Here is a 13975-nt window from a genome sequence, read left to right on the forward strand (position 1 = left end):
GAAGGCGGAAGATAATACGGGTTATCTGAATTACTCGCGAAACCGCACCCCAGCGCCTCCCTCGCCGCCCCCGCCAACCGCCCCCAGAAGAGTCACAAGATACACACAAGTTATCCACTTGATGAAACCCACGGAGCACACTATCTTGTGCTCACCTACTGACTCGCCACAAGATGGTGTGCTCCTAGCAATTCGGGGCACCACTGTCAAATGCCCCGCTCGGGGCGCCAACGACGCCGCTTCCCGCGGGTTTTCAACGCACGGCGTCGACGCGATTTCGCATCATCCATCAACCATCGTCAGGGATACACGGCGCCATGGATACCACCCTTACCCCCGGCAAGACGTCTGTGAACGTGACCGCCCCCCAGCAACTGCGGGTGATCAAGCGCAACGGCGACGTGGTCGCCTTCGACGCCAGCAAGATCGCCGTCGCCATGACCAAGGCCTTTATCGCCGTGGAGGGGGACAACGCCGGCACCTCGTCACGGGTTCGGGACTTCGTGGCCCAGGCCAGCCAGGCCATCGTCGAGGCCTTCCAGCGCCGCCTGCCCGATGGCGGCACCCTGCATATCGAGGATATCCAGGACCAGGTGGAACTGGCGCTGATGCGCGCCGGCGAGCAGAAGGTCGCCCGCGCCTATGTGCTCTACCGCGAGGAGCACGCCCGAGCCCGGGCCGCCGCCGGCGGCGATATCGAGAAGCCCCACCCGACCCTCAATGTCACCCTGCCCGACGGCAGCCGCCAGCCGCTGGACCTGGGCCGCGTCGAGACCCTGGTACATGACGCCTGCGAGGACCTGGCCAACGTCGAGCCGGGCAAGATCGTCGAGGACTCCCTGAAGAACCTCTACGACGGCGTGACCATCGACGGCGTCTCCCAGGCGCTGATGATGACCGCCCGCACCCTGGTGGAGAAGGAGCCCAACTACACCTACGTCACCGCGCGCCTGCTGCAGGACAGCCTGCGCCGCGAGGCGCTCTCCTTCCTGGGCATCGCCGAGGACGCCACCTACAGCGACATGGCCGAACTCTACAAGCCCGCCTTCAAGGCCTATGTGGCCAAGGGCATCGAGTTCGAGCAGCTCGACGACAAGCTCGCCGAGTTCGACCTGGAGCGCCTGGGCGACGCCCTGGATCACAGCCGCGACAACGCCTTCACCTACCTGGGCCTGCAGACCCTCTATGACCGCTACTTCATCCACAAGGATGACGTGCGCTACGAGCTGCCCCAGGTGATGTTCATGCGCGTGGCCATGGGCCTGGCGCTCAACGAGGACGACCGCGAGGCGCGGGCCATCGAGTTCTACGAGCTGCTCTCCAGCTTCGATTACATGGCCTCCACTCCGACCCTGTTCAACTCCGGCACCCAGCGCAGCCAGCTCTCCAGCTGCTACCTGACCACCGTGCCCGACGACCTGGACAGCATCTACAGCGCCATCCGCGACAACGCCCTGCTCTCCAAGTGGGCCGGCGGCCTGGGCAACGACTGGACCCCGGTGCGCGCCCTGGGCTCCTACATCAAGGGCACCAACGGCAAGTCCCAGGGCGTGGTGCCCTTCCTCAAGGTGGTCAACGACACCGCCGTGGCGGTCAACCAGGGCGGCAAGCGCAAGGGCGCGGTCTGCGCCTACCTGGAGACCTGGCACCTGGATATCGAGGAGTTCCTCGAGCTGCGCAAGAACACCGGTGACGACCGCCGTCGTACCCACGACATGAACACCGCCAACTGGGTGCCGGACCTGTTCATGAAGCGGGTCTTCGACGACCAGGAGTGGACCCTGTTCTCACCGTCCACCTGCCCGGACCTCCACGACCTCTATGGCGCCGCCTTCGAGAAGCGCTACGCCGAGTACGAGGAGATGACCCGCACCGGCCAGCTCAAGCTGTTCAAGCGCGTCAAGGCCAAGGACCTGTGGCGCAAGATGCTCTCCATGCTGTTCGAGACCGGCCACCCCTGGATCACCTTCAAGGATCCGTGCAACCTGCGCAGCCCCCAGCAGCATGCCGGCGTGGTCCACAGCTCCAACCTGTGCACCGAGATCACCCTGAACACCAGCGTCGACGAGATCGCGGTGTGCAACCTGGGCTCCATCAACCTGGCCCAGCACGTGGTGGACGGCGAGCTCGACGACGCCAAGCTCCAGCGGACCGTACGCACCGCCGTGCGCATGCTCGATAACGTCATCGACATCAACTACTACGCGGTGCCCCAGGCCAAGCGCTCCAACCTCAAGCACCGTCCGGTGGGGCTGGGCATCATGGGCTTCCAGGATGCCCTCTACAAGCAGGGCATCGCCTACGCCTCCCAGGACGCGGTGACCTTCGCCGACCGCTCCATGGAGCTGGTCAGCTACCACGCCATCGAGGCCTCCAGCGACCTGGCCGCCGAGCGCGGTCACTACGAGAGCTTCGAGGGCTCGCTGTGGAGCCAGGGCGTGCTGCCCATCGACTCCATCGAGAAGCTGCGCCTGGAGCGTGGCGAGAAGTACATCGAGATCGACACCAGCGCCACCCAGGACTGGGACCGCATCCGCGACAAGATCGCCGCCCAGGGCATGCGCAACTCCAACGTGATGGCCATCGCCCCGACCGCGACCATCTCCAATATCTGTGGCGTCTCCCAGTCCATCGAGCCGACCTATCAGAACCTCTTCGTCAAGTCGAACCTCTCCGGCGAGTTCACCGTGGTCAACGCCTACCTGGTCCACGACCTCAAGGAGCGCGGCCTGTGGGACGAGGTGATGATCAACGACCTCAAGTACTACGACGGCAGCGTGCAGCCCATCGACCGCATCCCGGACGACCTCAAGGCCAAGTACGCCTCCGCCTTCGAGGTGGAGCCCAAGTGGCTGGTGGAGGCCGCCGCCCGGCGCCAGAAGTGGATCGACCAGGCCCAGTCGCTGAACCTCTATATCCAGGGGGTCTCCGGCAAGAAGCTCGACGTGACCTACCGCATGGCCTGGTTCCGCGGCCTCAAGACCACCTACTACCTGCGCGCCCTGGGCGCCACCTCGGTGGAGAAGTCCACCGTGGATCGCGGCAAGCTCAACGCGGTCAGTAATGGTAGTGGTACCGCCTCCGGCGCCGCCCCGGCCCCGTCGGCCAAGCCGGAGGCCAGCGAGCCCCGCGGTATCGAGGACTTCCTGCAGGGCCAGAGCGGCAGCGGCTCCCGGGCCCCCTCGGCGGGCGATATCGACGAGCTGGGCTGCGAGGCCTGCCAGTAAAGCCGTAAGCCATAAGCTGGAAGCCGTAAGAGAAGATCGCTTCCAGGCATTCGAGACCTTCCTGTAGGAGCGCGGTTTACCGCGCGAAGGGCGCCGACAGGCGCCCCGCCACGGCGCCATCGAGGCCGAGCTCCTGCAGGCTATCCGGAATAATCACCGGGAGAGAGACAGATGCTGAACTGGGACGAGTTCCACGAAGACGAGACCCCCGTCGCCGAGCAACCCAAGGCCGCCCCGGCGCCCGCGCCCCAGGCGGCGCCCTCCGCCGAGGTCGAGCCCGCCGTGGCCGAGAGCCATGGCGACTACCGGGTCGCCGAGGGCGACCGCCTGGCGCGGGCCCGTCAGTCCCTGGAGAATCTCGACGTGGCCGCCGGCCTCGAAGAGCTGGAGATGGGCGCGGCGCGCATCGAGGTCGATCAGAAGCGCATGATCAATGCCCGCGCCGACCTCAACCAGCTGGTGCCCTTCAAGTACGAGTGGGCCTGGCAGAAGTACCTGGACGGCAGCGCCAACCACTGGATGCCCCAGGAAGTGAACATGAACGCCGATATCGCCCTGTGGAAGAGCCAGGATGGCCTGACCGAGGACGAGCGGCTGATCGTGATGCGCAGCCTCGGCTACTTCTCCACCGCCGACTCCCTGGTGGCCAACAACCTGGTGCTGGCGGTCTATCGCCTGATCACCAACCCCGAGTGCCGCCAGTACCTGCTGCGCCAGGCCTTCGAGGAGGCCATCCACACCCACGCCTACCAGTACTGCGTGGAGTCCCTGGGCATGGACGAGGGCGAGGTCTTCAACATGTACCGGGAAGTGCCCTCGGTGGCCGCCAAGTCCGCCTGGAGCCTCAAGCACACCCAGTCGCTGTCGCGCCCGGACTTCCACACCGGTACCCCGGAGACCGACCAGGAGCTGCTGCGCAACCTGATCGCCTTCTACTGCGTCACCGAAGGCATCTTCTTCTACTGCGGCTTCAGCCAGATCCTCTCCATGGGGCGCCGCAACAAGATGACCGGCGTCGCCGAGCAGTTCCAGTACATCCTGCGCGACGAGTCCATGCACCTGAACTTCGGCGTGGACATGATCAACCAGATCAAGATCGAGAACCCGCACCTGTGGACCGCCGAGTTCCAGGACGAGGTCACCCAGATGATCCTCGAGGGCACCGAGCTGGAGATCGCCTACGCCCGCGACTCCATGCCCCGCGGCGTGCTGGGCATGAACGCGGCGATCATGGAGGAGTACCTGCACTTCATCTGCAACCGCCGCCTGGCCCAGATCGGCCTGAAGGAGCAGTTCCCCGGCGCCAAGAACCCCTTCCCGTGGATGAGCGAGATCATCGACCTGCGCAAGGAGAAGAACTTCTTCGAGACCCGGGTCACCGAGTACCAGGTGGGCGGCGCGCTAAGCTGGGATTAAGTTAGCAAGGCTTTGGGCTCTACCTGCAAGGTAGGGCCCAATAAAAAAGGCCCAGGACTGACGCCCTGGGCCCGGGAGAGGGGAAGGTGGCACTTCCCTCATCTCTTGGAGCAGGCTGATCGCCTACCTACTAGCACCCAGGATTTTGGTCGTGATGCTTGCTCAAGTCAACCACTGAAATGTGCAATGACGGAGGCTAGCCAGCCATGCAATTCGATGCTGCATTAGTAAAAGAGCAAGGCATTACATTCGCAGTCGTAGTAGTTAAAAAACATATTGTTAACTCATCGCACGAAAGCCAAAAGGCAATCGCCTCATTTTCCCGGCACTTTTCTCATATCCCAATAGTTTTGATGGGGCAAGATGCACGAGGAACCCCGGCATTCAGGGGGAGACATGACATTGTAAACTTTTTATCAAGAGTCCACATCTCGCGACTCCCGTGGAAGCGATATACTACAATAGCCTGAAAAACTTGAAAAAAAGACGCCCGAAGCGGCAACTTCGAGCGTCTTGACCAGCAGGGCGTGTGACCACCCCTCGGGCCGGCCTGGGTAGGCTAACTACCAAAGCAAAGGCATTGTCCTTTCTAGTCTAGCCAGGGTCAAGTTGGTCGCGCCACTCCAGAGAAATGGAGGCGACAACGATGGCCAAGTCAAAGACCACTTGCCGTCCGACTCGTACTTCTCCGAAGCCTGGGCCTAAGACGGTGCCGGTTAAACCACACCATCGCTCGAAGCCCAAGCCTCTCCCGAAGAAGTGCTGACCATCCTTGCAACCCAAGGGGTAGAAGGATCTACCCCTCAACCTGGAGAGCAATACCATGCAAGCTGCTCCGCCCCTGGTTCCCGATGATTCCTGGGCCTGGCAGGCTGCCTTGGAGCGTGCCCTGGCCGCCCATGCCGGTCCGGACGCCCTGGCCCGCTATACCCATATCGCCTTCGCTTTTCCTTCCCTCTCGCCCCATTCTTACGCCCACGAGCATCCCTTGATCGATTACCGAGAACTCAAGGTCTGGGCGAACTCGCGAGGCTGGCGGGTCCGCCCTGCTCCGGAACGTACCGCAGCGGGGCAGCGACATAGTCCACCGGTCCGCTTTACCCGCCGCTCGAACCACTGCCATTGAGGAAGGACTCTGTCGATGCCGAGCGCCCCACCCACCCTCTATGTCGCTGCCGCCCTGATCCATGACGAGCGGGGGCGATTGCTGCTGGTGCGCAAGCGCGATACTCGGGCGTTTATGCAGGCCGGCGGCAAGATCGAACCCGGAGAGACACCGGAGGCCGCACTGCGTCGGGAGCTGGACGAGGAATTGGGATGCCTGCCGCGACGGTTGCGCTACCTGGACGAGTATCTCGCCCCCGCCGCCAACGAGCCGGGGCACCGCCTGCACGCCCATCTATTTCAGGTGGAACTGGACGCAATGCCACAACCCGGTGCGGAGATCGACACCCTGTGCTGGGTCACCCCGGCACAGGCCCAGCGACTCCCGCTGGCGCCGCTGACGCGAGACCGGGTCCTGCCCCTGATGGAGCGCCAGGAGGTCGACGCGGCAGTCTGATCGAACCGCCACGCTTATCGGGTCCCGCTACCCAGGCCTTGACCGCCGTCAAGGACAGGGCGCCGCCCCGGCTGCTAGGGTAGAGGCATAACGACGGAGGAGAGTGCGATGAGCGAGCCCAAGAGCATTATCAAGCGCGTCTATGTCCCCACCCATGTGCGCCACTCGCCAAGCGGCGAGCGGGTCACCGTGCCCGGTCACTACAAGGCACCGCCGCGCCGCTGACCTCTCCCTCCAGCCTCCCTGTTCCTCGACGCCCCGGTCCCACGACCGGGGCGTCGGCGTTTGCGGTACCCCCTTCGCCCCCGACTCGGTTGCGATTTAATCATTTGATTAATACACTCTCGGGACGCTTACGACTCCGTCGCCAGGCTCGATCGAGGATCGCCGCCATGTCACTACGTTCCATCCCCCTCGCGGCCATCGCCGCCCTCGTCCTGCCCTGGCTGCTGACGGGCTGTTCGCCGGAGGCCGCTCCCCCCGCCGAGTCGCCCCGGGTGGTGGAGGCGCATGTGATCCAGCCCGACAGCGGGGCCGCGGCCACCCGCCTGACCGGGCGGGTACGTGCCGCCGAGCGCAGCACCCTGAGCTTCGAGCTGCCCGGCCGGCTGGCCCGGCTCGAGGTGGAGGCCGGCGACCGCATCCGCGCCGGGGAGCCCCTGGCCCGCCTGGAGGACGAGCGCTACCGGCTGGTGGCGGAGCAGCGCCGCGCCGAGCTGCGCGAGGCCGAGGCACTGCTCGAGGAGAAGCGCCAGGACTACCGGCGCCATGCCCGGTTGGCCGAGCGCGACTATGTCAGCGCCACCCGCCTGGATAGCGTGCGCGCCGCCCTGGCCAGCGCCGAGTCCCGCCAGGCCAGCGCGGCGGCGGCCCTGGCCCTGGCCGAGCGCGACCTGGCCCTGACCACCCTGACGGCGCCCTTCGATGGCTCGGTCGGCGCCCGCCGGGCGGAGCCGGGGGAGCGGGTCACCGCCAATCAGCCGATCCTCGAGGTGATCTCCGACCGGCAGGGCTTCGAGGTGGAGACCCGGGTGCCGGAGACCCTGGTGGGCGCCCTGGCGGTGGGCTCCCGCCATGTCGTCACCCTACCGGCCCTGGGCGACCGGGAGCTCGTCGCCACCCTGCGCCACCTGGGCACCCAGCCACGCTCCTCCAACGACTACCCGCTGATCCTGAGCCTGGCGTCGCCGCCCCCGGGACTGCGCTCGGGAATGACCGCCCAGGTGGCGCTGACCCCGCGGCGCGCCGACGCCGAGGCCGGCCTGCCGGTGCCCCTGACCGCCCTGGTGTATGACGACAACGGCGCGGCCCATGTGCTGCGCATCGAGGACCAGGCACGCCTGACGCGGGTCGCGGTGGAGGTGATCGACCTCGGCGACGGCTGGGCCCGGGTACGCGGCGACCTGGCCCCGGGCCAGCGCCTCGTCGCCCGGGGCGCCGAGTTCGTCCGTGACGGCCAGCGGGTCAGCCTGCTCGGCGAGGGACCGGAGCGCTACCACTGATGAACCTGAGCCAGATCGCCTACCGCCGCCGCCCCGTGCTCTTTCTGTCCACCCTGCTGGCCATGCTGCTCGGCGTCTACAGCTACTTCACCCTGCCGGCCCGGGAAGACCCGGAGATCCTGGTCCGCGAGGCGGTGATCACCACCGAGTTCCCCGGCCTGCCGGCGGAGCAGGTGGAGGAGAACATCACCAAGACCCTCGAGGAGAGCATCCGTACCATCGGCGAGATCAAGGAGCTGCGCTCCACCTCCCTGCGCGGCCGCTCCATCATTCATGTGCAGATTCAGGATCGCTACTTCGATCTCGAGCAGATCTGGGACGAGGTGCACCACAAGGTGGCCGCGGCTCGCCCGCGGCTGCCCGAGGGCACCCGGGACCCGGTGATCAACACCGACTTCGGCGACGTGGCGGTGATCACCGTGGCCCTGACCGCCCCGGACTACCCCCAGGCCGACCAGCAGGAGATCGCCGAGCATGTTCGCGCCCTGCTCTACGGGGTGGAGGGCACCAAGAAGGTGGAGCTGCTGGGCATTCAGGAGCAGCGCATCTTCATCGATATCGCCGAGGCGCGGCTCGCCGAGCTGGGCCTGACCCCGGGGGACCTGGCGGCGCAGATCCAGCGCCGCAATATCTTCCCCCCCGGCGGCGTCATGGAGGTGGGCGAGCAGCGCCTGGCCCTGGAGGTGAGCGGCGAGTTCCGCGACCTGGCGGCCCTGGGAGACGCCGAGCTGCGCCTGCCCGAGGGCGGCACCCTGCGCCTGCGCGACCTGGGCGAGATCCGCCGCGGCTATCGGGACCCCGCCGAGCGCGGCGCCTACTTCAACGGCGAGTCGGCCATCGTCTTCGCCCTCTCGATGCTCGACGGGGCCAACGTGCTGGACTACGGCGAGGCCGTCCAGGCTACCCTGGCGGCAGTACGCCCCAGCCTGCCGGCGGGCTACCGGCTGGAGATCATGACCTTTCAGCCCGAGCAGGTGGCCAACGCCGTCTACGGGGTGACCCAGAGCGTGATCCAGACCCTGGCCATCGTGCTGGGGGTGGTGATTCTCTTTTTGGGCCTGCGCACCGGGCTGATCGTCGGCTCGATCATCCCCACCGTGATGCTGGTCACCCTGGCGATCATGGGGCTGATGGAGGTCAGCCTGCAGCGCGCCAGCCTGGCGACCCTGGTGATCGCCCTGGGGCTGCTGGTCGACAACGCCATCGTCGTCGCCGAGGACTTCAAGACCCGCCTGGAGGCGGGCCTGGACCGCGACCAGGCCCTGGAGCAGACCGGCCGCGAGCTGGCCCTGCCGCTGCTGTCGTCCAGCCTCACCACCATCCTGGTGTTCCTGCCGCTGATGCTCGCCGTCCACGCCGCCGGCGAATACACCCGCTCCATCTCCATCGTCATCGCCATCACCCTGCTGAGTTCCTGGTTCCTGTCGCTGACGCTGACCCCGGCCCTCTGCCATCGCTTCCTCAAGGCGCCTTCTCGCGGCGACGCCGACGGCGAGGCCACGGCGGCGCCGAGCCCCAACCTCTCCGACCGGGCCTTCAACTGGGTATCGCGGCGCTATGGGCGGCTGCTGGTGCGGGTACTGCACCACCGGGCGCTGTTCCTCGGCCTGATGGGCCTGGCCCTGGTGGCGGGGCTGGCCATGATGCAGGCGGTGCCCCAGAAGTTCTTCCCCGATTCGGACCGCAATCAGGTGCTGGTGACCCTCGACTTCCCCTCGGACAGCGCCGCGGGGGCCACCGACCGACGGGTCCAGGCGCTGAGCCGGGAGCTCGGCGAGGCCCCCGGCCTGGCCGCGGACGTCACCGGGGTGGCCGCCTATGCCGGCTTCGGCGGGCCACGCTTCGTGCTCTCGCTGACGCCCATCGACCCGGCCCCCAACAAGGGCTTCATGGTGCTCAACGTGGCCGACCGCGAGCGGGTCGCGGCGGTGATCCGGGCCACCCGGGACTACCTGGGCCGCCACCACCCCGACCTCTCGCCCCAGGTGACGCGAATGTTCCTCGGCCCCGCCGACAGCACCCTGCTGCAGGTCCAGATCAAGGGCCCGGACCGGGAGGTGCTCTTCGCCGGCGCCCGGGACATCGAGGCCCTGCTGCATGACATGCCGGGCAGCCGCGACGTGCGCCAGAGCTGGGAGGCGCGCATTCCCTCGCTGCGCATCACGGTGGATCAGGCCCGGGCGCGCCACGCCGGCATCACCTCCGAGGACATCGCCCAGTCGCTGGCCGGGGCCATCGACGGCTATCGCCTCAGCCACTACCGGGAGGGCGACGACATCATCCCGGTAATGCTGCGCTACGCCGATCAGCAGCGCCACAGCCTGGAGCGACTGGCCTCGCTGACGGTCTACCCCCTGGGCGAGCCCGGCCCCGGCGTGCCCCTCAACCAGGTCGCGGAGATCCGCCTCGACAACGGCTACTACCGCATCGACCGGGAGAACCTGGTACGCACCATCACCGTGGAGGGGCGTCACGATACCCTGACCGCCGAGGACATGGTGCCGCGCCTGGAACCGGCGCTGCGCGAGCTGGAGGCGGACCTGCCGCCGGGTCACTGGATCGAGTTCGATGGGGTGGTCACCGATTCGGCGGAGGGTCAGGCGGCGCTGCAGGCCAACCTGCCGCTGTGCATCGGCCTGATCTTCGTGCTGCTGGTGGCCCAGTTCAACTCCTTCAAGCGCCCCCTGGTGATCGTCGCCACCATCCCCCTGGTGATCGTCGGGGTGGCCCTGGGCCTGCTCGCCTCCCGGGCCGATTTCGGCTTCATGGTGCTGCTGGGCATCTACAGCCTGGCCGGCATCATCATCAATAACGCCATCGTGCTGATCGACCGCATCGATATCGAGCGCCAGAATCCCCGGTTCTCGGGCCGCGACGCGGTGATCCGCGCCTCGGCGCGGCGCCTGCGGCCGATCCTGATGTCGGCCATCACCACCATCCTCGGTTTCCTGCCGCTGATCCTCGGGCGTGACCCGCTGTTCTACGGCATGGCCGCCGCCATGGCCTTCGGCCTGGGGATAGGAACTATCATGAGTCTGGGCGTGGTGCCGGTGCTCTATACCCTGTTCTTCGGCATCGACACCCGCAAGACGCCGCGGAGGAGCGCGCCATGAGCCAGACCAGCGTCGAGACCCGGGAACGGCTGGTGCGGGCCGCCATCCACCAGTTCGGCGAACGGGGCTACGAGGGCACCACCACCCGCCAGCTGGCGGAGGCCGCCGACGCCAATATCGGCTCCATCGCCTACCACTTCACCAACAAGCATGGCCTCTACCTGGCGGCGGCGGCGCATATCGCCGACGAGCTGAAGCGGCGCCTGGCCCCGCCACCGCTGCCCGCCCCCACGGATCGGGCGGGGGCCCTCGCGGCCCTGCGCGCCCTGGTCTCACGCATGGTGCACACCTTCACCGAGGACGACGACTGCCGCCAGTGGCTGCTGCTGGTGATCCGCGAGCAGGTCGCCCCCGGCGAGGCCTTCGAGCTGCTCCAGGCCCGGGCCTTCGCCCCCATCCAGATGACCCTGAGCACCCTGATCGCCACCCTGAGCGGGCGTCACCCCGACGACCGCGGGGTGATCCTCGAGACCCATACCCTGGTGGGCCAGATCATCTTCTTCCTGGTGGGCCGCGAGCCGCTGCTGCGTCGCCTGGGCCTGAGCGCCTACGACCCGGCGACGGTGGCGGAGATCGAGGCCCTGATGGCGGCCCAGTTGGCCCGCTACGGCTGAGGCTCGAAACGCCGCGGGCGGACCCGAAGGCCCGCCCGCCGCTGACGTTACCTCGCCGGCGCTACCCCTTGGGTCCCAGTAGCAGCCAGGCGATCAGGCCGATCAATGGGAAGAACAGCAGGATCAGGATCCACAACAGCTTGACCACCGGCCCCGCGCCGCTCTTGGCCACCTTGACGATGGCCCAGATAACGATGATCAGCCAGATCAGCCCGAACAGGCCAGCCACTTCGATCCCCATGGTCACACTCCTTCGTGGGCGCTTGTGAAGCCCCAGAAGTAGCACGCTTTCGGTATCCGGCACAATCGCGCTCCGCCCCCGGCTTGGCAATCCCGGCCCCGGCCGCCATTATCATCCCCTCGACTCACCACCACCGGAGCCCCAGACCTTGGCCGTCGACCTGCTGCTCAATGCCGCCATCTTCCTCGCCGCCGCCGTGCTGATGGTACCGCTGTTCAAGGCCCTGGGGCTCGGCGAGGTGCTGGGCTACCTGGTGGCGGGGGTGATCATCGGCCCCTCGATGCTGGGGCTGGTGCCGGACGCCGAGGGGGTGCTGCAGTTCTCCCAGGTGGGTATCGTCTTCCTGCTCTTCGTGATCGGCCTGGAGCTCAAGCCGGCGCGCCTCCGGGTCATGCGCCGGGCGGTGTTCGGCTTCGGCAGCCTGCAGGTGACCCTGACCACCGCCACCCTGGCCCTGGCGGCCTGGTGGCTGGGGCTATCGCCCCTGGCGGCCCTGGTGGTGGGCTTCAGCCTGGGGCTCTGCTCCACGCCCCTGGTGCTGCAACTGCTAGGCGAGCGCAAGGAGCTGGCCACCCGCCAGGGCCGCCACGGCTTCGCCCTGCTGCTGTTCCAGGACCTGGCGGCGATCCCGGTGCTGGCGGCCATTCCCATCCTCGCCGCCGGCTCGCTGCTGGCGGCGGGCCCCGAGGTGCTGGTCAAGGAGGCGGCCCTGGCCCTGGGCGCCTTCCTGGGGCTGATCCTCGGCGGGCGCTACCTGCTGCGCCCGCTCTTTCACCTGGCCGCCCGCACCCGCAGTCGTCAGGTCTTCACCGCGACCACCCTGCTGGTGGTGATCGGCGCCGCCCTGCTGATGGAGCTGGCCGGCCTCTCCATGGCCCTCGGCGCCTTTATCGCCGGGGTACTTCTGGCGGATTCCGAGTATCGCCACAGCATCGAGGCGGATATCGAACCCTTCCGCGGCCTGCTGCTGGGGCTCTTCTTCATGGCGGTGGGGATGATGGCGCAGATCGGCCTACTGGCGGAGATGCCGCTGACGGTGCTGGGCCTGACCCTGGGGCTGCTGCTGCTCAAGGGCACCAGCCTGGTACTGGCCAGCCGCCTCTATGGCGGCTCCTGGAAGGAGGCCACCGGGCTCGGGGTGCTGCTCTCCCAGGGCGGCGAGTTCGCCTTCGTGCTGCTCACCGCCGCCGCCACGGCGGCCCTGCTCGACCGCGAGCTCACCGAGCTGCTGGTGCTGGTGATCTCGCTCTCCATGGCCACCACCCCGCTGCTCTACGGCGGCTATGCCCGCTGGCTGCGGCCGCGCTTCGCCAAGTCCAGGAAGCGGCCCGGCTACGATACCCCCGAGGACGACGCCCCCCAGGTGATCATCGCCGGCTTCGGGCGCTTCGGGCAGATCCTCGGCCGGGTGCTCCAGGGCCTGCAGATCCCCTATACGGTGCTGGATATCAATGCCGAGCAGGTCGATTTCGTGCGCCGTTACGGCAACAAGGTCTACTACGGCGACGCCGCCCGCCTCGACCTGATGGCCGCCGCCGGCGCCGACAAGGCCCGCGTCCTGGTGCTGGCCATGGACGATATCGAGGCCTCCATGCGCATCGCCGAGCGGGTCCGGCGGCGCTTCCCCCGGCTGCGCATCTTCGCCCGGGCCCGCAACCGCTACCACGCCCATCTCTTGATGCGCGCCGGCATCCATGACCTGGTCCGCGAGATGCTCCCCGCCAGCCTGGAGCTGACCCGCGAGGTGCTGGTCGCCCTCGGCCTGCCCCCGGAGCAGGCCGACCACGGCGTGGCCACCTTCCGCGAGCACGACGAGCAGACCCTGCTGCGCCAGCTGGAGGTATTCGGCAACGAGAGCCAATATATTCAGACGGTCCAGGAGGCGGCCCGGGAGCTGGAGAGCCTCTTCGAGGCCGACGAGGAGATCGCCACCCCCGCCGGAGGCCCCCATGCGAAAAAGCGATAAACAGCTCGACAACCGCTTGCGCGGCGCCCTGATGGAGGTCTGCGAACTGGCCCTGGAGAGCGTGCCGGGCTTTCGCTGGCTGACCCATCTGGCCGACTATCGCCGCTTCCCCGACAGCCTGCGCATCGTCTGCGTCTTCGACAGCGACGACGCCCTGAGCCGGGCCCGGGAGGCCCGGGAGGACGACTACCTCTGCCAGCTGCTCCAGGCCAAGCTGGCCGCCGCCGCCATCAAGCCCGCGGCGCTGCGCCGCCAGGTGCACTTCGACAGCGAGGAAGCCTGCCAGCGGGAGCACCGGGGCAACTGGAAGCGTCGCCTAAGCCAGTAGGTCGGCT

Annotated in this window: 9 protein-coding genes; 8 read left to right on the forward strand and 1 reads right to left on the reverse strand. The window is 67.5% G+C overall.

The features are described from left to right. Positions 1 to 317: 317 nt before the first annotated feature. From NFU04_RS02040 to NFU04_RS02065, 6 genes are all read left to right on the forward strand, one after another. Entirely contained in the window at positions 318 to 3227 is a 2910-nt protein-coding gene (locus NFU04_RS02040; protein WP_251307869.1) for a ribonucleoside-diphosphate reductase subunit alpha, read from the forward strand. Between the two features lie 171 nt (positions 3228 to 3398). Then, on the forward strand, positions 3399 to 4643 hold the full coding sequence (locus NFU04_RS02045) for a ribonucleotide-diphosphate reductase subunit beta (protein ID WP_251307870.1): 1245 nt from the start codon (positions 3399 to 3401) through the stop codon (positions 4641 to 4643). A 1141-nt stretch (positions 4644 to 5784) separates the two neighbouring features. Further along, entirely contained in the window at positions 5785 to 6204 is a 420-nt protein-coding gene (locus tag NFU04_RS02050) for an NUDIX hydrolase (RefSeq protein WP_251307871.1), read from the forward strand. Positions 6205 to 6596: 392 nt separating this feature from the next. Then, positions 6597 to 7706 carry an efflux RND transporter periplasmic adaptor subunit gene (locus NFU04_RS02055; RefSeq protein ID WP_251307872.1) on the forward strand — a complete coding sequence of 370 codons (1110 nt, stop codon included), beginning with the start codon at positions 6597 to 6599 and terminating at the stop codon, positions 7704 to 7706. Beyond that, positions 7706 to 10819, forward strand: a complete 3114-nt coding sequence (locus NFU04_RS02060; protein ID WP_251307873.1) for an efflux RND transporter permease subunit — start codon at positions 7706 to 7708, stop codon at positions 10817 to 10819. Before NFU04_RS02055 ends, NFU04_RS02060 begins: the two co-directional genes overlap by 1 nt. Continuing rightward, positions 10816 to 11433, forward strand: coding sequence for a CerR family C-terminal domain-containing protein (locus NFU04_RS02065; RefSeq protein WP_251307874.1), 618 nt, complete (start codon positions 10816 to 10818; stop codon positions 11431 to 11433). The genes NFU04_RS02060 and NFU04_RS02065 overlap by 4 nt, the downstream gene beginning before the upstream one ends. 61 nt (positions 11434 to 11494) lie before the next feature. Here the strand turns inward: NFU04_RS02065 and NFU04_RS02070 are convergent, their stop codons facing one another. Then, positions 11495 to 11674: a PLDc N-terminal domain-containing protein gene (locus NFU04_RS02070; protein ID WP_146802006.1), complete on the reverse strand. Its 180-nt coding sequence runs from the start codon at positions 11672 to 11674 to the stop codon at positions 11495 to 11497. 148 nt (positions 11675 to 11822) lie between these two features. Between NFU04_RS02070 and NFU04_RS02075 the strand changes: the two genes are divergently transcribed. Together NFU04_RS02075 and NFU04_RS02080 are read left to right on the forward strand one after the other, a co-directional pair. Continuing rightward, positions 11823 to 13640: a monovalent cation:proton antiporter-2 (CPA2) family protein gene (locus NFU04_RS02075; protein ID WP_251307875.1), complete on the forward strand. Its 1818-nt coding sequence runs from the start codon at positions 11823 to 11825 to the stop codon at positions 13638 to 13640. Beyond that, complete coding sequence (locus NFU04_RS02080; protein ID WP_251307876.1) at positions 13624 to 13968, forward strand: Fis family transcriptional regulator; 345 nt, start codon at positions 13624 to 13626, stop codon at positions 13966 to 13968. The genes NFU04_RS02075 and NFU04_RS02080 overlap by 17 nt, the downstream gene beginning before the upstream one ends. The last annotated feature ends 7 nt before the right edge of the window (positions 13969 to 13975 follow it).

Source organism: Halomonas sp. NCCP-2165, from assembly GCF_023708045.1.
In the GTDB taxonomy this organism is placed as follows: domain Bacteria; phylum Pseudomonadota; class Gammaproteobacteria; order Pseudomonadales; family Halomonadaceae; genus Bisbaumannia; species Bisbaumannia pacifica.

What these genes read in the sequence shown, in the direction of transcription:
- NFU04_RS02065 (WP_251307874.1), top strand. Translation starts at nt 10,816, where the DNA reads ATGAGCCAGACCAGCGTCGAGACCCGGGAACGGCTGGTGCGGGCCGCC.
- NFU04_RS02040 (WP_251307869.1), top strand. Translation starts at nt 318, where the DNA reads ATGGATACCACCCTTACCCCCGGCAAGACGTCTGTGAACGTGACCGCC.
- NFU04_RS02055 (WP_251307872.1), top strand. Translation starts at nt 6,597, where the DNA reads ATGTCACTACGTTCCATCCCCCTCGCGGCCATCGCCGCCCTCGTCCTG.
- NFU04_RS02045 (WP_251307870.1), top strand. Translation starts at nt 3,399, where the DNA reads ATGCTGAACTGGGACGAGTTCCACGAAGACGAGACCCCCGTCGCCGAG.
- NFU04_RS02080 (WP_251307876.1), top strand. Translation starts at nt 13,624, where the DNA reads ATGCGAAAAAGCGATAAACAGCTCGACAACCGCTTGCGCGGCGCCCTG.
- NFU04_RS02050 (WP_251307871.1), top strand. Translation starts at nt 5,785, where the DNA reads ATGCCGAGCGCCCCACCCACCCTCTATGTCGCTGCCGCCCTGATCCAT.
- NFU04_RS02060 (WP_251307873.1), top strand. Translation starts at nt 7,706, where the DNA reads ATGAACCTGAGCCAGATCGCCTACCGCCGCCGCCCCGTGCTCTTTCTG.
- NFU04_RS02070 (WP_146802006.1), bottom strand. Translation starts at nt 11,674, where the DNA reads ATGGGGATCGAAGTGGCTGGCCTGTTCGGGCTGATCTGGCTGATCATC.